Genomic DNA, 18,544 nt, shown 5'->3' on the forward strand with positions numbered 1-18,544 from the left:
CGCTTCCGCACATCCTCTCTTCACCGAATCTAGTACGAGCGCAGTTCAAAAAGACCGCTTTTTAGCGCCGAGCAGGCTGCAAGATCTTGATGCGAAGCGGCATTTTTGAACTACCTCTCCTAGTATTTCCAAGGAAAAGAGAGTTTACACCCCGCTGGCCATACGGGGGGCGGCAAGTCAGGAAGCCGCGGCCGAGAGATTAGCTGACCGTCAGCGGCCGCTCCATACGGTCATGCCCATTCCAGTGCAGCGTCGCCCATTGCGGCTGATGGCGGGCAACGCGCGTCACGACGACGGTCATGTCGTCATCGATATGACCGCTGGCATGTCGGATGACGGTCTCCAGGAGAAGATCGGCAATCTCCTGCGGATCGTCCGTCTCCAGCTCGCTGATCAGCCGCTTCATCCACATCTCCTTATTGACTGCCGGACCGGGAGCATCGAAAATGCCATCCGTCATCATGATCAATATATCTCCCGGCTGCAAAGCGGAATCAATCAGCTCGAAGTCGATATCCTGTATAATACCTATCGGCAAGTTGCTGCCGGATACTAAGCGGACGTCCTTGCCGCTCTTGATGAAGCTGGGCGTGGAGCCGCTCTTCATGAACGTCGTCTTGGCGGAATACAGATCGATGATCGCCATATCGACCGTCGCGTAGATCTCGTCCGGCGACCGCAGCGTCAGCACCGAATTGACGGACTGGATCGCCAGCTTCTCGTCAATGCCGGATTGCAGGAATTGGGACAGAAGATTCAAGGCCGTGCTGCTCTCCATGCGGGCCCGCTCGCCGTTGCCCATCCCGTCGCTCAAGGCGACCGCATACTTCCCGCTGCCGAGCTCCAGCGCGCTGAAGCTGTCTCCTGACAGCATATCCCCTCCTTTGGCGGCCCCGGCCATGCCGGTCTCCACCTCGAATGCCTTCGCCGACACGAAGGTGACCCTGCCATGCCCATCGGTTCCGGTTAACCTCTCCTCTCTGACGGCGATATGCTCGCCCAATATATCCGACAGCAGCGGCGCAATAAGCTTGCGGCACTCGTCATAGCCGTCGGTGAAGGAATGAATCATCTCAATCTCGATCCGCCCGGGATCCAGCGATAAAATATCGACGCGGTGCACGGACAGCCCGAGATCCTCCATCGCCTGCCGAATCTGCTCCTCCTGCATGAACAGCTCCCGTCCTTCGCGCCGAATCTCCCGGGCCAGATCATCCATGACCTTGGAGACGCCGGCCAACTGATCGGCTACGAAATGGCGGCTGTCCAAAATCTGCTTCTGCCAATGCTCGTCCAGCGCCCTCCGGATCATATGCTCCCTCATCAGAGCGAGCACCTTCGGCGCCTTCATGCAGTGGCTCCTCCACGTCTGGGGCAGCTGCTTCTCCTTGTAAGAGACGATCTCGGTATCCTGTTCGACCCTGCTTATCATCTGATTCATCATCGTCATCGTCTGGAGCGATTTATGGTTCCAGCAGGCCTGCTGCCGCGGGCAGCCGAGACAGGTGGAGGCCGTTACCGCCTCGATCATCCGGCTGCGCTCCTCTTCCGCTGTCGGAGGCTCGCCGGTATGGGCGGTCTGCTTGAAGCTGCTCGACAGCTGCCGGAACACCTCCGAGAACTGGGTGACCCGTTCCGCCGTCAAATCGCGCATTCGCTTCGCATATTCATGCTGCGATTTCGTATGCTCGTTCGTTCCCGGCACATATTTGGCCAAGGTAGCGCATATCGATTTAGGAGTGAGCAAAAATAGCGCCGCGGCGGCGATCGTCTCCCAGGTCGAGGCCATCACCTCCGTAGGAGGCCCGAGATAGACGGACAGAATGGCCGTCCCGAGCAGCATGCCGAAGGCAACCGCCCAACGCTTGCCGTCCTTCAGCAGTCCGGCGAGCAAGCCGGCAAACGCGAGCACGCTCATCTGCGTCAGCGAGTTCGGCTCGGCCAAGCCGAGAATCAAGCCAAGCACGACGCCGACCGAGGCGCCAAGCGGGGCTCCGCCGACCAAGGCGAACAGCAGCACGAAATAGCGGGAAATGATGTGATCGAGCTGCAGCGATTGGACGGTCCAGCCTACGGCGCCGGTCATAATGGAGGCGAGAAGAATCATCAGACAGATCATTTCCTCCACCCGCAGCGTATAATTGCGTTTACTCATCGTCAGAACCGGCAATGCTTGTATAAACACGAGTGTCAGGACGAGACCGAGCACGGCATCCGTCATATCCATCACGAGGGCGTACCAGGTCAGGGCCGTCGACATAAAGGTCACGAACAGCTTGACGAGCAGCGTCGCGGCGAACACGATCATCGGCGCCATGTTCATATCGGTCCGTTCATACGCTTTCAAGCCGCGGTGCATCAGTACGATAAGCAGCAGCTGCATGCCCATCATGAGCGAGATCTGTTCCGGCGCGAACAAGCTTCCGGCCAGCAGCGCCGTTCCTACCCAGGTTGCCAGCTCGCGCCGCGTAAAATAGACGACCGCGAAAAACGCGGCGGCGAACGGAAACAACTCATTCAAGATCATGGCCCGTCCCAGCAGAAACCCGATAAGCACAAACATGAAGGTCCATTTCCGCGTGCCAAGCAACCGCTTGAATCGTTCCAGCCGCCACTTGTTATGAGGGAGGCCCCATTCGCCCTCTCCTTGCCCCCCGCTCTGCCAGCCTTTCTTCGGAAACGGAATCACCTTTGTCTTACTCATGCCAAGCACCACCTATTCTCTGAAATGTGTGCCTCTCATTATAGAGAAGGAGCTGGAAATAGTTTGTCAGAAAAAGGAGTCCCGTCCAAAAAAATTTCCGACACCAGTTGAGCCGGGCGCGAGAAATCGGATAAGCCTGCGCGCGCAAGGGCTCGTCCGGTGTAAGCCGGCCTGGGGGCAAGCGAACGGTTGTCATTTTTTTGCAGTTCTGGACTTGCCCGCCGTTCGGAAATAAGGGGAAAGGATACGGAATAGCGTAAGAACATGTCGTAACCATCCCGACGGGTGACAAAAATAGTGGCGATGGAAAAATGAATGCGATGAATCTGCCATTCCGTCACAATGTGGAGACTGCGGGCGCGGTTGGCGTGGCGGAAGCTGTTGTGAAAGAGGCGGAGGCACGAGCAGGAGGCCAGAAACCGTCGTGGAAGCTGGCGCAGAGCTCAAGTGGTTGTCCGATGCCAATGGGAGAGCTTGCGTGAAGCTGAGGGGGTTGAACAGATGCCATTGGGAGCTTGCGTGGAACTCAGGTGGTTCGCCAGATCCCATTGGGAGCTTGCGTGGAGATCAGGTGGTTGTCAGATGCATTGTGGGAGATTGCGCGGAGATCAGGTTGGTTGACGAGAAGCCATTGGGAGCTTGCGTGGAGATCAGGGGGTTCGCCAGAAACGTTGTCGACCTTGCGCAGTACCGGTGGAGGCCCCGGGGCAGTTGCCGGGAATCGCCGGAACCGGTGGCGAAGCATGCCGCAGGGGTCGAAGTCAGCACGAGAGTGCGTTCCGTGCTGGCCGACCGGCCAGGGGAGAGGGCGAGTCCTGTTCGTCCTCTCCTGATTGCTGCAGATTTGCAGGAATTCGATAGAAGGCCGTTGTTGAAAAATGGAATCCTGCAATAATACATCAATTTCCTGCCGTTACCGCCTCAACCCCGGTAAGAGGGACAAAAAGATGTATATTTGCATCAATTCCAGCTCTCAGTCTATGAAACGAGGAAAAATGCTGCAGGTTTGCAGGCTTGGCCCGATCAGAACCGTCCCGGAACCGGAACCGGCCACAGCCACGGCCACGAACGCAGCAAAAAAGCCGCAACACCGGATGCCCGGTCTGCGGCTTCGTGTCTTGGTCATCTATTACATGCGGCGTGCGCCACGGCCTCCGCGCTTGGATTCCGTGTTCTTTTTCAAAGACGAGATGCGCTCTTCACTGTCTTTAAGGAAGCGCGACATTTTATCCTCAAAAGAAGCGAAATTAGGCTTGCGGCCCCCCCGGTCGCGGTTACCAAAGCCGCCTCTTCCTCTCCCGTCTCTCGGACGGTCTTGACGAGGTCCTCTTGGCGGTCTCTGCTCCGATGCTGGCTTATCCACTGTCTGCTTGATAGACAAGCCAATCTTGCCGTCCTTGTCGACGTTAATTACTTTGACCGTGACGATATCGTCAATCTTCAAATGGTCATTCACGTCCTTGACATAGTTATCGGCAATTTCAGAGATGTGAACCAGTCCCGTGACACCTCCCGACAGATCAACGAACGCCCCAAAATGCGTAATGCCTGTCACCTTGCCTTGTAACTTGGTGCCCACTTCGATTGTCATAGAATAAAATGTTCCTCCCTTAAAATGTTAAACGGCACACCGCTTCGTTACCGAAAGCAATGCTTATGTCGTGATTATACTGTAACCGCACCAAGTGGTCAACCGACGGTTGTCCCAATATGGCGCCTATTCCTCGTGCTTGCGGATAAGGACTTCGTCCGGAAGCAGCATCCCTTGACTTCTCGCAATCTGAAGAATATATTCCATCGTATTCAGGCGATCGACTTCCTGCTGAACCTCGTTCCGCGTCTGTTCCGCATCCTGCTTCTTCTTCTCCTGAACCTGATAATCGGCTTTGAGCCCCTCAATGGTAGCCGCCTGGTCGATGTACGTATACAAGCCCCACCCCGCAAACACCACCATAAACCCCATCCACAATCGCAATCTTCGCTTGGCTCCCGCCATTTTGTTCTCACGAGTACGGTCCGGTGTCCGGGACGCAGACATACGCACACCCCCATTTTCGATAGAGTCAGATAAAGTACTTACCCGTTACTTCTTATGATGAAACAGGCGGAGCAGACGAGCCGCCTTCGCTCTTCCCGCTGCCACCCATTGATTCATTCGACGCATACCAGAAAATACCTTCTCCTTGATCCGGTAAAGCCTTTCCGTCATGCCCAACCGTTCCCAGATCGGAAGGATGAGCGGCCGGAAAATCCATCGGACCAGCAACCATAGCGGCTTAACACATTGTAGCACAATTTTTCCGATGAACATAGACGCCGACAGCAAAAACGCGCCTAGACCTTTTGTAAAGATCCACAAGCCCTTGACCGTCAGCACGAGCACAACATACAGGCACCGCCGGATGAACCGGGAGATTGCCAATATGGCCCGCACGAGCCACGTCACGATCGCGACCGTGACCTTGCTGAGAAGGATGACATACAACCACGCCCCGGCGGCCAGGCCAAGAAAGACGTAAAATCGAAGCTCTCCCTGATTGCCCTTCACGAGCATCTGAAACACGAACAGCGTCGCAGCCAGCCAATACAGCAAATCCAGCAGCGGAACCGTCCACCGAGGGAAACGGAATTGTCCCGCTACGACGCGGTAGCCGTCAAATACGATGCCCAGCGCCAAGCCGCTCAGCATCATGAGCAGCATGGTCGTCCATTGTACGTATAGACTCACTTGAATAACTTCCCGAAGAAGCCTTTGGATTTATCGTGCGAGCTCGCATCCAGGTAGGTCAGGGAGTTGACCGTGCCTTCAATGGCGACTTGTCCTTGTTCAAGGCTCAAGTTTTTGATATGAAGATTGTGGCCGCGTATAGTCAAAAACCCGCACTCGGTATCAAGCAGGAACTCCTCGCTGTCGAAGCTTTCCACTTTGCTTACCCCGCTAATCTCCAGCAGCTTGCGGTTGACCATCTTAATCTCCTGGCGCTTGGCCGTTGGCTTGTTCAATTCCATCATGGCATGTACCTCCTTCTCAACACTAGCTTATGAAGGGAATGCCGGAATAGAACTTCAACGCGGCCACTCTTCCAATATTTCTCTATCAGTGCGCGATCAAAACATACTTTTTGAACAGCCTCTATTAGCGGTTGTCGACCTTTTCCGGGTACAAATCATGATTCATCAGGCGATAAGCCGCCATCTCCTCATACTTCGTGCCGGGACGGCCGTAATTGCAGTACGGATCGATAGAAATGCCGCCGCGCGGCGTGAACTTGCCCCATACTTCGATATATTTCGGATCAAGCAGCTCGATCAGATCGTTCATAATGATATTGACGCAATCCTCGTGGAAGTCGCCATGATTGCGGAAGCTGAACAGATACAGCTTCAGCGATTTGCTCTCGACGCATTTCCGGTCCGGAATGTAGCTGATGTACATCGTCGCGAAGTCCGGCTGCCCTGTCATCGGACAGAGACTGGTGAACTCCGGACAGTTGAATTTGACGAAATAATCGCGGTTCGGATGCTTATTGTCGAACGCCTCCAGCACATGCGGGGCATAGTCGGTCGCGTATTCCGTCTTCCCTCCGAGATGCTTCAGCTGCAATTCCGCTTCGTTCCTGCCTGCCATGCGATTGCCTCCCCTTCTATATCGGTTATTCATCACTCATTCTTAAGCGTCCCGGCTCCGGGCCGGGGCGAATCCTGTGCGAGCGGCCTGACGACAGGCCTGCCTCTTCGTTATACGCCGCGTTTGTTGCCCCATACGAGCGTGTGAAGCTGCGGCAGCACCCGCACCCGGTTCAGGCGCGGAGCGGCCCCGACCTGATCGATCAGCCATTCATACCGGCCGAGCAGCTTCCGGATCAGCTCGTGGTCATCCGAGCTCCGCACATCGTCATTCCCCGTCTGGAGGACGAACGGAATGTCCGGGTAACGCTCGTGCATGCGGATAGCATACGCGAGATCCGGTTCGTCGAAGACGACGATCTTCAGGCAAAGACCCTTCCGGTCCGGGCGATCCCGCAGCCGGTTCACGATCTGATCGAGCCGCGCTTCATCGGTGCTCATGCCGGAGCTGGGCGGCTTCGGCGACAGCGTGACGTCATCGATGTCCAGCAGCCAGTCCTGCCACCGCGAGCCCTGCGTCTCCACCGCGGTGCGAATGCCTTGCTCTCCCAGCAGGCGCACCAGCTCGCCGATGCCGGGAATCAAGGCGGGATTGCCGCCCGAGATCGTGACATGATCGAAGCGGCCGGCGGCGAGCGCATTCAGCTCCCGCAGGATGTCTTCCGCCGTCAAGCCGCGAATCTCCTCCTTCGCCGAGCCGTCCCACGTGAAGGCGGAATCGCACCAGGAGCAGCGGTAGTCGCAGCCTGCCGTGCGCACGAACATCGTCTTCCGGCCGACCAGCATGCCTTCGCCCTGGACGGTCGGCCCGAACAGTTCCAGCACCGGTATCGTCATTGATCCATCCACTCCCGTCTCGCCTCGGCATAGCTGGTCGGCGTCTCGTAGAGACGGACGAACTCGACCCGCCCGCCTTCGCAGCGGGTGCGGTACGGCTCCTCAGCCAGCGCCGCGCTCATCTGCTCATACAGCCAGACGACCATATTCTCCGCGGTCGTGTTCATCGGGGGGAGCGTCTCATTCAAATAGCGGTGATCGAGGTACGGCTCGATTCGCTCCTTCCAAATCTCCTTGATGTCTCCGAAATCAAGCGCGATGCCAATGTCATTGGGATAGCCGCTCAGGCCGAACACGGCCTTGTACGTATGGCCGTGCAGATTTTTGCATTTGCCTTCGTAGGCGTGCAGATGATGCGCCGCGTCGAAGGTGAATTCCTTGCTGACGAGCACGCGGCGCTTGTGGTAGCGCAGCGACTCGCGGGATATATCGGTTCCGTATTGCTGCAGCTTCTCTACGATGCGGAACGGGCCCGGTCTGTTCATGCTCCGGCCCCCGCCTTCTGCGCTCTCTCCGCGAGATAGCTCTCCAGACCGGCCCGCCGCAGCTTGCAGGACGGGCATTCGCCGCACCCGTCGCCCGGCAGCCCGTTATAGCAGGTCACGGTCTCGGTGCGCACGAAGTCGAACGCCCCCAGTTCGTCCGCCAGACGCCAGGTCTCGGCCTTGTTCAGCCACATGAGCGGTGTATGAAGGACGAAGCCATAGTCCATCGCCAGATTGAGCGTGACGTTCAGCGATTTGACAAAGACGTCCCGGCAATCGGGATAGCCGCTGAAATCGGTCTCGCAGACGCCCGTCACGATATGGCGCGCGCCGATCTGCTTCGCGTAGATCGCGGCGAACGAGAAGAAAAGCAGATTGCGCCCCTCGACGAACGTGTTGGGCAGTTCGCCCTCCTCCTGGGCGATGTCGATATCGGCCCGGGTGAGCGCGTTCGGCGCGAGTTGATTGAGCAGCGTCATGTCGAGCACGCGATTCGGCACCTGCAGCTTGGCTGCGATCCGCTTCGCATGCTCCAGCTCGCTGCGGTGGCGCTGTCCATAGTCGAACGTCACCGTCTCGACCGCTTCGAAGCGCTCCCGCGCCCAGAACAGGCAGGTCGTGCTGTCCTGCCCGCCGCTGAAGACGACGACCGCCTTCTCCCGCGGCTTGCCCATGACGCCTGCGCCCGCCGCCCGATCTGCGGCAGCTTCCTTACGGTTCATTGCATCATTCATCCTGTGTCCATCCCTTCTTATTCCTCTACAGAACAAGACGAAGGCATGTGAATCGGTCCATTCGAAGCAGGGGGCGATCCGGCCTGCGCCGCTTCCCCCGCCTCGATAAGCACAAAAAAGACAACACCAAGGGAAAGCCATACCCATGCGGATGCTGTCAGCCTTAGTTTTTTATAGAGGGAGATTGCGAACCTCTCCCGCCGGGAATCCGGCGGAATGTATTTGGTTATACGTCTATTATAGGAAACGGGGAGAAGAGATTCAAAGCCTTATTTTCCCTCTTGCCGTTCCTTCGGCAGCCTGTTCCCGCCTTACCCGGAATGCCTCCTCCCGGGCATCCATAGCTCAGCCATAAATATCTCGGCCAGCCGAAGGCCGCCTCCCGGAAAGCACAAGAACGGCCCTCCCCCGTTGTCGGGAAAGGGCCGTTCTTGATGGATTCTTGGCGATTACCATTCCAGATCCTGCGATCGCGGAATAGGCTCTTCCTTCAGCAGCGTGTACATGCCCGCCGCTTCTTCCTTCTTCGTCGTCTCCTGGAGACGCTCGATACGGACGGTGACGAGCTTCTGCCCGATCTGAACCGTAATCTCGTCTCCCACCTTGACGGTCGTGCTCGGCTTCGCCTCGCGGCCATTCAACATGACGCGTCCCTGTTCGGACACATCTTTGGCCACGGTGCGCCGCTTAATGAGCCGCGAAACCTTCAGGAACTTGTCGAGACGCATTATTTTACAGCTTCTTTAAGCTTGTTGCCCGCTTTGAATGCCGGAACGGTCGATTCCGGAATCTCAATGGTGTTGCCGGTTTGCGGGTTGCGGCCCGTGCGGCCTGCGCGCTTGCGAGTCTCGAATGTGCCGAATCCAATCAGTTGCACTTTATCGCCTTTGGACAATGCATCGGTAACTTCGCCGAAGAAGCCGTTCAATACCGCTTCTACGTCTTTTTTGGTCAATCCGCTTTTCTCCGAGATGTTGTTGATCAAATCTGTTTTGTTCATGTTTATTGGCCTCCCAATCCTATTAGTCATTCAATAGAGTGTGTTGGCTCGCGGGCTGATGCCGGAGTCGCAAAATACAATCCATGTTGTATTCTCGCATGTATGTATTCTTGCTTTGCGAGTAAAATCCTCCCCGGTTACGGCACTTTTTCATATTTTGACGAAAATAGGGGATATCAGGCCGCTGACCGCTCCGGTCAAGGCTTCAGCTGCTTCGCTTCCTGCCACCACTTCTCCATTTCTAGTAAATCAGTCTGGTCAAAAGATTTGCCGTTTATACGAAGCTGTTCCTCAATATATTGAAAACGGCGAATAAATTTGCGGTTCGTCCCCGTCAACGCTTCTTCCGGGTCGGCTCCCAGAAATCTTGCCGCATTTACTGCCGCGAACAGCACGTCTCCCAGCTCCTCTACGGCATGCGCACGGTGCTTGTCCCCGCCCTTCGCCGTCTCTGCCAAGCTGATCGCCTCTCGCAATTCTTGCAATTCTTCGGCCAGTTTGTCAAGTACATCCTCGATCCGATCCCAGTCGAAGCCGACCTTGGCCGCTTTATGCTGCAGCTCGCGGGCCTTCATCAGCGCCGGCAAATCGCGCGGCACCCCGTCCAATACGGACTTGCGTTCCGCGTCGCGTCCCTTGCGCCGCTTCTCCTCGGCCTTCATCTGTTCCCAATTGCGGAGCGCCGATTCCGAATCGGCGGCCGCCTTGTCCCCGAACACGTGAGGATGGCGGAAGATGAGCTTCTCGTTCAGGCCCCGAATGACATCATATGCCGAGAAGGTCCCCGTCTCTTCCTCCATCTGGGCATGCAGCATAATCTGCAGCAGCACGTCGCCCAGCTCCTCCTGCATGCCGACGGGATCGTCATCGTCGATCGTTTCCAGCACCTCATAGGTCTCTTCGATAAAGTTTTTGCGAATCGACTGATGCGTCTGCTCCCGATCCCACGGACAGCCTTCGGGACTGCGCAGCGTCGCCACGATCTCGTGCAGCTTGTCGAACGTGCCGTTCAGCACCTCGTCCGCCTCCGAACGCGGCACGTAGATGAGCGACAGGTTGCCGTAGCCCTCCAGCCGATCGAGCTCGAACAGCGGCACGCGGCGGATCTCCTCCTGCCCCTCGACGCCGAGCGCATGAGCGGCGATGACCTCGTAATCGTCCGGATATACTTCCATCAAGCCCAGCTTCACTTCGGAAGCTGTAAACGTATCATACACTTGTCCGATAACGGTGTGCAACCGGGGATTGAGCATGTATCGCTTCAGTCCGCTCGCGTCCAGCAGCTGGAACCCTTCGATCGGGTCGAAGCCGAGCCGGATGAAGGCTTGATCGAGGAAGCTCTCCCCGCCCAGGATCTCCAGCCGGATGCCTTCGGCCGGGCAGCGTTCGGCCAGCAGCTTCACGGTGGCCTCCGCCACCATCGGATGGCCCGGCACCGCGTAGACGACTGAACCGCCGTCCTGCGCCGCCGCGATTAATGCCCGGGTAATCTCCTCGTACACCGCCGGGAAATCGTCCTTCGCTTCATACACCTCGTCGAAGGAACGGTATGCCGTCCCTTCCTCCTGCAGCAGCGACATCACCGGATGGCGCTCCGTGCGCACATACAGCCGTTCCGCCCGGCGGAGCCGGTTCCATACGTCCAGCGTCAGCTGTCCGGCGTCGCCGGAGCCGAGCCCGACGACCGTGATTGTTCCTGACATGGGAATGCCTCCTTCGTGTCGCGGTTCCCCCCGGGGAGAACCGTCCGTTACCTGTTCCGCGGCGCGATCTTGGCCGCGATCCGGGCGAGCGCCGGGCCGATGCGCGGCAGGGCGGCCAGCTCCTGCGGCCGCACGAGGCCGAGCCGCAGCGCCAGCCCGGCGAAGATGAGCGCGCCGAGCGGTACGCCGCCGGCGACCGCGAGCAGGGCGCCTGAGCGGCTGCCAAGGCCGAGCGCCGCCGGGACGAGCGCGGCCATGGCGGCAAGCGCCAGCGCCAGCCGCGCGCTGCGGGCGCCCCAGGCGGCGAAGCGCATGCCGCTGGCGCGGCTCAGCGCGGCCGCATTCAGCGCCGCGGCGAGCGCGAGCGAGGCGGCCGCGCTGATGGCGGCCCCGGCGATGCCATAGGCCGGGACCAGCCACAGATTGAGCGCCGCCTTCACGCCGGCGGCGAACAGCAGAATCAGGGCGGGGGCGCGCACGGCCCCCATGCCCTGCAGCAGCGCGGCGGTCACGGCCTGGAGCACGCCGCTGACCGCGGTCGACGCGATCCACACGAAGGCCGTCATGCCGGCGGCATCCGTGTAGAGCGCCACATTGATCGGCTCGGCCATGGCGATCAGCCCCGCCGCCGCGGCCCAGCCGATCAGCCAGGTCCAGCGAAGCGCCGACGCCAGCAGCTCCCGCAGTTGGGCCACATCGCGGCGCGCGGTCGCGGCAACGGCCGGCACGAGGCCGACCGCGAGCGAGCTGGCGACCATCGTCACGAGCTGGACCAGCGGGAAGGCGCGGCTGTAGACGCCGAACTCCGCCAGCGCTCCGGCCTCGCCAAGCCCGTGCTGGGCCAGGAGGCGCGGCACCGTGAACACATCGACGACGTTCACGGCCGGCATCACGATCGCGCCGAGGCAGATCGGCAGGGCCGTCCAGGCCAGCCGCCGCATCCAGGCGCCGATCGTCGGCGAAGACGCCGGGACGGACAGATCTCCCCTCGCCGAACCGGACGGTTCCGCTTCCGCCTGGCCGGACGGCCCCGGCAAGACCCGGGCTGCCGCAGCGGCGGAACGGCGCTCCCTCCACCGGAAGCAGGCCATCGCCGTCAAGCCGCACACGCCGCCCGCGAACGAGCCGAAGGTGGCGCCGGCCGCAATCGTCTCCTCCGGCGCTTCCCGGCTCACATAGTAGAGCAGGAGCGCGATCATGACGGCTACCCGGCCGGTCTGTTCCGCCACCTGCGAGACGGCCGTCGATTCCATCCGTCCGCGCCCCTGATCATAGCCCCGCAGGGCGGCGGCCAACGGCATGACGAGCAGCGCGTAGGCCGAGCTGCGTATCGCCGGCACGGTATGGCGGTTCCCGATCCAGGAAGCGACCGTCTCGGCTCCCCAGGTCAAGGCGAGGAAGCCGATCAGGCCGGTGAAGCTCATCAGGAGGCAGGAGGCGTACAGCACGCGGGCCGACCCCTGCTTGTCCCCCGCCGCTTCGCACTCGGCGACGAGACGGGCCACGGCGACAGGGATGCCTGCCGAGGCGATGACCATCAGCAGCACATAGAAGGGATATACGGCATTGTAGATGCCGAAGACACCGTCGCCCCCGATGTTTTGCAGCGGAATTTTCTGCAGCGTGCCGATGATCTTCGACAGCACCGCCGCCGCGCCCAGCATCAGGGCGCCGGATACGACATGCCTTCCTGTTGTACGCTCCATGCTCGTCTCCCGCCCATCCGAATCCAAAGGTTGCCGCTGCGTCCATGATTTCTTACGCGCGTTGTAATGTACACGTATTATATCATAGACCGCTGCGGCGGACAGAGCGGGGCCTTCCGGAACAAAAAACTCCCGCTTCAGAAGGTGCGCGCGCCTTGGGGCGGCCCTTCACGAGCAGGAGCGATGCACCGCCGAAGCGGATTATTGTTCCATTTGTTTCCCGAGGAAGCCGGCAGCCGTTTCCGCCATTTTCACTTCCATCTGACCCATCTTGACGCTGTCATCCCGGTTCAACAGCACGACCGTTCCAATCGGATCCCCGCCCGATACAATCGGCGCAGCGACAAAAGAAGACAACGTCTCCTGATGATCCTTCACGATCTCATAATTGCCGGAATTCGTCTCCAGCACCGACTTGCGGTTGTCCATGCAATTTTCCAGCAGCATGCCGATCTGCTTGTCCAAAAATTCCTTCTTCGAGCCTCCAGCCAGCGCGATGATGGTGTCGCGGTCGGTGATCATCGTGATGTGGCCTGTGCTTTCATACAGAGACTCCGCATATTCCTTGGCAAAATCACCCAATTCCCCGATTGGCGAATATTTTTTTAGGATAACTTCACCGTCGCGATCAACGAAAATTTCAAGTGGATCTCCTTCGCGAATACGCAGCGTGCGACGAATTTCTTTGGGAATGACCACGCGTCCAAGATCATCAATACGACGAACAATACCAGTAGCTTTCATTAAAGGTTGCCCCGCTTTCCAAGATTAGTTTTAAAGGTCAACTGGATTATTGTTTTTAGGAGAGATGCGGTATAGTTTCAAACTCTGACCATAGTATTCATCTGCTCCCAACTTCTTATACATTTCATGATACTCCGTTCATGCCCGGTTGACTGCAAAGCACTTCACATTTTTCGACATTTAACGACATATTTTCTCCACTTTTCTCAACTTTTTCACATTTATTTGTCATTAACACTGGATAATTTTATCCTAAAACTCTGTTTTTGTCGAATCCAAGCTGGCCTAGGCCTTTTTCCCTAGTCAAGGACAAAAAAGGGGCCGCCCCCGACACCGGGGGCAGCCGCAGCTGGTGAATCACTTTATTTCGTGCCTTCCGCCTTGTCCTCTTTCTGGTCTGTTGCCGCGTTGTTGTCTTGTGGCGTCTCGTTTTTCTTATCGTCTTGCGTTGTGTCTTTATTTTCGCCTGTCGAGTCAGCCGGCTCCTCGGTCTTCGGCAAATCGATCTTCTTGATGAGATTATCCAGTTCTTTCTCCATGAAGTCGTTCATCAATTCCGATGCGGCCTGGGTGCGCAGCGACGTCTTCTCGGTGTCGGTCAGCTTGTCGAATGTCTTCTCCGCACGGGCTTCAACCCGCATGACATGGTAGCCGTAGTCGGTCTCGACCGGATCGCTGATCTCGTTGATCGGCAGCGTCAAAGCCGCCTCCTTGAATTGTGGCACCCAATTGCCTACCGCCACATCCTGGTACAGGCCGCCGTTGTCAGCCGATCCGGTGTCATCCGAGTTTTCCTTGGCCACCTTCGCGAAGTCCTCGCCCTTCTTCAGACGGGTTTGGATATCTTTGGCCAGCTTGAGGGCATCTTCTTTTTTGCGCTCTTTGCCATTCTTATCCTCGAAGCCGATCAGCACGTGGCGAACGGTCGCTACCGTCAAGTCCTTCTTATTCTTCTCGAATTCGGCCTTCAACTGCTCATCGGTGACTTTATCATTATAATCTTGAACGACCGTCAAAATCCGGGTCATGTACGCCGTCACGTCGGCTTCGGTCAGCTTTTGGGCGTCCAGCATCTTCTTGAACTCGTCAGCGCCCGCCTGCGTTTTCATCAAGTCCAGTTGTTCCTTGGCCTTCTCTTCGCCCGTTTTCTTTGCCTTGTCGGACGCTTTGCCCTCCAGATACAAGTAAGCGATCTGCTGCTTCAAGAAATATTCCTGAAACTGCTCCATGCCGATAATTTGCTCATACTCGGGGTAGAACACGAGCATAGTAGCCATTTCCTTCTTGAATTCGTCCTCGGTCACTTCTCCGCCTTCATAGGTAGCTACCACTTTGCTTCCATCCTTCGCTGCCGCCGTTGTATCCTTCTTGCCGCATCCTGCCAGGACGGACAGCGTCAACACGGCAGACAGCGCAAGCAGCAGCCATTTTTTGGAGCGCATCTGTTTATTTTGCAACATGTTGTAATTCTCCCTTCGCTTTGATCGCGTCTGTAGCTTCAAGCATGAACTGCTCCAATTGCATCAGCAGCTGCATTCCATCCAACCCGCGCGCATTGATCTTCACCGTGCCATGCGCTTCGCGATCGACGGCGATACGCCGATCGATGCGGGCCGCAATCGTTGCCAGCTTCTTACGGTCAAGCCATGGTTCAGCCGAAGGGTGGACCTTCATGGTGACCGTATCCCCGCGCTGCACGATGGATTCCAATCCATACTGCTTCGCATGCAGCTTCAGCCGTGCGACGGCCAGCAGCTGCAAGACGGCAAGCGGCGGTTCACCAAAGCGATCGATGAGTTCATCGCGCAATTCTTCGACTTCCTCCAATGAGGCGAGACCGGCAACCTTTTTGTAGATCTCAATCTTCTGAATACTATCATAAATATAATTCGGCGGCAAATAGGCGTCGATATTGAGATCGATAAGCGTCGACAGCTCCTGCTGGTCGCGAATGGCGACCCCGTCCAGCTCGGCTTTGCGCTTGTTGATCTCATCGGCGAGCATCTGCGAGTACAGATCGAAGCCGACCGAAGCGATGAAGCCATGCTGCTCCGCGCCCAACAGATTGCCCGCGCCCCGAATCGACAGGTCGCGCATCGCAATCTTGAAGCCGGAACCGAGCTCGGTGAATTCCTTTATCGCTTGCAGACGCTTCTCCGCGACCTCGTTCAACACCTTGTCGCGCTGGTAGGTGAAGTACGCATAGGCGATCCGGTTCGAGCGCCCGACGCGCCCGCGAAGCTGATACAGCTGGGACAAGCCCATCTTGTCCGCATCATGCACGATGAGCGTATTGACGTTCGGGATGTCCACCCCGGTCTCGATAATGCTCGTGCTGACCAGCACGTCATACTCTCCGTCGAGGAAGTCGAGAATCGTCTTCTCCAGCTCCGTCTCCGACATCTGGCCGTGACTCACCGCCACCTTCGCCTCCGGCACCAGCATCTTGATATGATCCGCCATCTGATGGATGCCCTGCACCCGGTTGAACAAGAAATACACTTGACCGTCCCGCGACAGCTCGCGTTCTATCGCTTCTCTCACCAGCGAATCGCTGTATTCCAACACGTATGTCTGAACCGGGAACCGGTTCTCCGGCGGCGTCTCGATGACTGACAAGTCCCGCACGCCGAGCATCGACATATGAAGCGTGCGCGGGATCGGCGTGGCTGTCAGCGTCAGCACGTCCACATTCGTCTTCAGCTTCTTCAGCTTCTCCTTGTGCGTGACGCCGAAGCGCTGCTCTTCATCCACGATCAGCAATCCCAGCTCCTTGAACACGACATCTTGAGAGAGCAGGCGGTGCGTGCCGATGACCACATCGACGACCCCCGTCTTCAAACCCTTGATTGTCTCATTCTGTTCTTTGCGCGACCGGAACCGGCTCATCACCTGAATATTGAACGGATATTCCGCGAAGCGCTCGCGGAACGTCTCGTAATGCTGCTGCGCCAGGATCGTCGTCGGCACGAGGACCGCCACCTGCTTGCCCTCGATAGCCGCCTTGAAGGCGGCGCGCACCGCAACCTCGGTCTTGCCGTAGCCGACATCGCCGCATAACAGCCGATCCATCGGCCGCGGCAGCTCCATGTCCTTCTTGATCTCGGCGATCGCGCGCAGCTGATCCCGCGTCTCCTCATACGGGAACAAGTCCTCGAATTCCTGCTGCTCCGGCGTATCCTTGTCGAAGGCATAGCCGGATGAGGCTTGTCTAGCGGCATATAGCTTAATCAGATCGTCGGCAATGTCCTTGACCGATGATCGGACTTTGTTTTTGACCTTGGTCCATTCCGTTCCGCCCAGCTTGTATATTTTCGGCTCCTTCTCCTCCGAGCTGACATAGCGCTGGATGAGATGGAGCTGATCGACCGGCACGGACAGCTTGTCGCCGCCGGCATACATAATATGCAGATAGTCTTTATGGATGCCGTTGATCTCCAAGGTGCCAATGCCGATATATTTGCCGATGCCATGGTTCTGATGGACGACGTAATCCCCGATTTTCAGTTCGGTGTAATTGCGGATGCGCTCCGCATTGTCCATCTTCATGCTTGCGTCGGCGCGCCGCGTCTTGCGCTGCTTCTGGGAGAACATCTCGCCCTCGGTAATCACGACGAGATGGATCGAAGGCAGCTCGAAGCCCGACTGCAGATTGCCGGTCATAATCGTCGGCTCCGGAATCTGGTAGTCCTGCAGCACCCGGCGCACCCGATCTACCCGCTCCGGTCCGTTGGCCAGAATGATGACATTGGCCCCGGCTTTTTTCCACCGCTCCATCTCGGCCTTGAGCACGTTCATCTGCCCATGGAAGTTCTGCATCGTCCGGCACATGACATTGACGATGTTCTGCGGCTGGGTGTGCGGCACCTGGCGCAGGAACAGCGCCATGAACAGGGTCTGGAACGGACGCTTGCCCATAGCCGCGTCAGCAGTGAGACCCAGCTCCAGCGATGGCAGCGATTTGCCGTTCTGCAGCAAATGCGTGCTCCACTCCGCTTCATCGCGTTCCAACTGCTTGGCCGTCTCCATGACCCGGGCCGGCTCGTCTATCAGAAGCAGCGTATCCTGCGGCATGTAATCATAGAGCGTATGCCGCTCCGGATAGAGCAGCGACACGTATTTATACATTTCACTAAAATAGGAAGCGCCCCGCAGCCGCTCAATATCGTGACCAATCTCCTGCTGCAGCTTCTCCTTCACCTGGCGGTCGGTCATTCGGGCCAATTGCTCCTCCAGACGTGCGGAAGCCGCTTCGGCCGCTTGGACGAAGCGTGTCTTGTCGGCAATCCATTCCTTGGCCGGCGGGATATTCAACTCCTTCAGCTTCTCCAACGAACGTTGATCGGCCGCATCGAAGGAACGGATCGAATCGATCTCCTCGTCGAACCACTCGATCCGGTACGGATAAGGCGATGTCAGCGGGTAAAGGTCGACGATGCCGCCCCGGACACTGAATTCTCCGGCCGCTTCCACCCGCTCGGTCCGCTCATAGCCGAGAGAGACCAGGGATTCCAGGAAGGAATCTAGCTTCACCTCATCGCCCACGGCGATCGTGAATTGAGAGAATGCCATCGTCTCCCGGGCAGGCAAAAACCGCCGCAGCCCCGCATACGGAGTTACGACGATCCCGCGGAATCCGCGGGCGATGCCCGTCAGTGCCTCTATCCGCTGTGCAATCACTTCCGGACTGGAGATGGCCGCTTCCGCAGCGACCAGCTCATTCGCCGGGTACAACAATACTTGGTCCGCAGACAAGCATTCTTGCAGATCCTCCGCCACCTTCTGCGCAGAGAACATATTGTGCGTCACGACCAGCAGGGGCCGCTCCAACTGATGATGCAGAGCAGCCATCATGACCTGCCGCGTCGAGCCGGCCAGGCCGGATACCAGTTGCTCCTTCATCCCGCTGCGAATGCCTTCAACGATGGAGTCGATATCCCGCTCTCCAGATAATGCTTTCATGAGTGCGTTTAACAAAGGACAGGCCTCTCTTTCTTACCCGCG

The 18,544-nt window shown here is 57.9% G+C and carries 18 protein-coding genes and 1 riboswitch; of the genes, 1 reads left to right on the forward strand and 17 read right to left on the reverse strand.

Translation table 11 applies throughout. The annotated features are described in order from the left end of the window. Window positions 1–199 precede the first annotated feature (199 nt). Together spoIIE and OCY70_RS24240 are read right to left on the reverse strand one after the other, a co-directional pair. Entirely contained in the window at window positions 200–2,704 is a 2,505-nt protein-coding gene (gene spoIIE, locus OCY70_RS24235; RefSeq protein ID WP_213427207.1) for a stage II sporulation protein E, read from the reverse strand. Between the two features lie 38 nt (window positions 2,705–2,742). Beyond that, window positions 2,743–3,045 (reverse strand): hypothetical protein, encoded by a 303-nt coding sequence (locus OCY70_RS24240; protein ID WP_213427208.1) that lies wholly within the window; start codon window positions 3,043–3,045, stop codon window positions 2,743–2,745. Between the two features lie 230 nt (window positions 3,046–3,275). Here OCY70_RS24240 and OCY70_RS24245 point away from each other — a divergent pair, with 230 nt between their 5' ends. Then, window positions 3,276–3,599, forward strand: coding sequence for a hypothetical protein (locus OCY70_RS24245; RefSeq protein ID WP_261948811.1), 324 nt, complete (start codon window positions 3,276–3,278; stop codon window positions 3,597–3,599). Between the two features lie 234 nt (window positions 3,600–3,833). Here OCY70_RS24245 and OCY70_RS24250 read toward each other — a convergent pair whose 3' ends face one another. The 15 genes from OCY70_RS24250 to mfd form a co-directional block, all read right to left on the reverse strand. Further along, entirely contained in the window at window positions 3,834–4,295 is a 462-nt protein-coding gene (locus tag OCY70_RS24250; RefSeq protein ID WP_213427210.1) for a S1 domain-containing RNA-binding protein, read from the reverse strand. A 126-nt stretch (window positions 4,296–4,421) separates the two neighbouring features. Continuing rightward, complete coding sequence (locus OCY70_RS24255; RefSeq protein WP_249724724.1) at window positions 4,422–4,742, reverse strand: FtsB family cell division protein; 321 nt, start codon at window positions 4,740–4,742, stop codon at window positions 4,422–4,424. A gap of 45 nt (window positions 4,743–4,787) precedes the next feature. Beyond that, window positions 4,788–5,432, reverse strand: coding sequence for a spore cortex biosynthesis protein YabQ (gene yabQ, locus OCY70_RS24260; RefSeq protein WP_213427211.1), 645 nt, complete (start codon window positions 5,430–5,432; stop codon window positions 4,788–4,790). Beyond that, entirely contained in the window at window positions 5,429–5,716 is a 288-nt protein-coding gene (gene yabP / locus OCY70_RS24265; protein WP_006679532.1) for a sporulation protein YabP, read from the reverse strand. The genes yabQ and yabP overlap by 4 nt, the downstream gene beginning before the upstream one ends. Before the next feature lie 124 nt (window positions 5,717–5,840). Continuing rightward, window positions 5,841–6,332, reverse strand: a complete 492-nt coding sequence (queF, locus tag OCY70_RS24270) for a preQ(1) synthase (RefSeq protein ID WP_213427212.1) — start codon at window positions 6,330–6,332, stop codon at window positions 5,841–5,843. Window positions 6,333–6,442: 110 nt separating this feature from the next. After that, the gene (queE, locus tag OCY70_RS24275) at window positions 6,443–7,168 is read right to left on the reverse strand and encodes a 7-carboxy-7-deazaguanine synthase QueE (RefSeq protein ID WP_213427245.1); all 726 of its coding nucleotides are present in this window, start codon (window positions 7,166–7,168) and stop codon (window positions 6,443–6,445) included. Then, window positions 7,165–7,653, reverse strand: coding sequence for a 6-carboxytetrahydropterin synthase QueD (gene queD, locus OCY70_RS24280; RefSeq protein WP_213427213.1), 489 nt, complete (start codon window positions 7,651–7,653; stop codon window positions 7,165–7,167). Before queD ends, queE begins: the two co-directional genes overlap by 4 nt. After that, window positions 7,650–8,327 (reverse strand): 7-cyano-7-deazaguanine synthase QueC, encoded by a 678-nt coding sequence (gene queC, locus OCY70_RS24285; protein WP_213427246.1) that lies wholly within the window; start codon window positions 8,325–8,327, stop codon window positions 7,650–7,652. Before queC ends, queD begins: the two co-directional genes overlap by 4 nt. Window positions 8,328–8,544: 217 nt before the next feature. After that, window positions 8,545–8,588: riboswitch (PreQ1 riboswitch) on the reverse strand. Between the two features lie 248 nt (window positions 8,589–8,836). Beyond that, window positions 8,837–9,115 (reverse strand): RNA-binding S4 domain-containing protein, encoded by a 279-nt coding sequence (locus OCY70_RS24290; RefSeq protein WP_213427214.1) that lies wholly within the window; start codon window positions 9,113–9,115, stop codon window positions 8,837–8,839. Further along, window positions 9,115–9,387, reverse strand: a complete 273-nt coding sequence (locus OCY70_RS24295) for an HU family DNA-binding protein (RefSeq protein WP_006679526.1) — start codon at window positions 9,385–9,387, stop codon at window positions 9,115–9,117. The genes OCY70_RS24290 and OCY70_RS24295 overlap by 1 nt, the downstream gene beginning before the upstream one ends. 197 nt (window positions 9,388–9,584) lie before the next feature. After that, entirely contained in the window at window positions 9,585–11,090 is a 1,506-nt protein-coding gene (locus OCY70_RS24300) for a bifunctional methyltransferase/pyrophosphohydrolase YabN (RefSeq protein ID WP_213427215.1), read from the reverse strand. Window positions 11,091–11,137: 47 nt separating this feature from the next. Then, the gene (locus tag OCY70_RS24305) at window positions 11,138–12,796 is read right to left on the reverse strand and encodes a putative polysaccharide biosynthesis protein (protein WP_213427216.1); all 1,659 of its coding nucleotides are present in this window, start codon (window positions 12,794–12,796) and stop codon (window positions 11,138–11,140) included. A 201-nt stretch (window positions 12,797–12,997) separates the two neighbouring features. Then, on the reverse strand, window positions 12,998–13,540 hold the full coding sequence (spoVT, locus tag OCY70_RS24310) for a stage V sporulation protein T (RefSeq protein ID WP_213427217.1): 543 nt from the start codon (window positions 13,538–13,540) through the stop codon (window positions 12,998–13,000). A gap of 362 nt (window positions 13,541–13,902) precedes the next feature. After that, window positions 13,903–15,000, reverse strand: coding sequence for a peptidylprolyl isomerase (locus OCY70_RS24315; protein ID WP_213427218.1), 1,098 nt, complete (start codon window positions 14,998–15,000; stop codon window positions 13,903–13,905). After that, window positions 14,987–18,517: a transcription-repair coupling factor gene (gene mfd, locus OCY70_RS24320; RefSeq protein WP_213427219.1), complete on the reverse strand. Its 3,531-nt coding sequence runs from the start codon at window positions 18,515–18,517 to the stop codon at window positions 14,987–14,989. Before mfd ends, OCY70_RS24315 begins: the two co-directional genes overlap by 14 nt. Window positions 18,518–18,544: the final 27 nt, after the last annotated feature.

Source organism: Paenibacillus melissococcoides (genome assembly GCA_944800085.1).
GTDB lineage: Bacteria > Bacillota > Bacilli > Paenibacillales > Paenibacillaceae > Paenibacillus_B > Paenibacillus_B melissococcoides.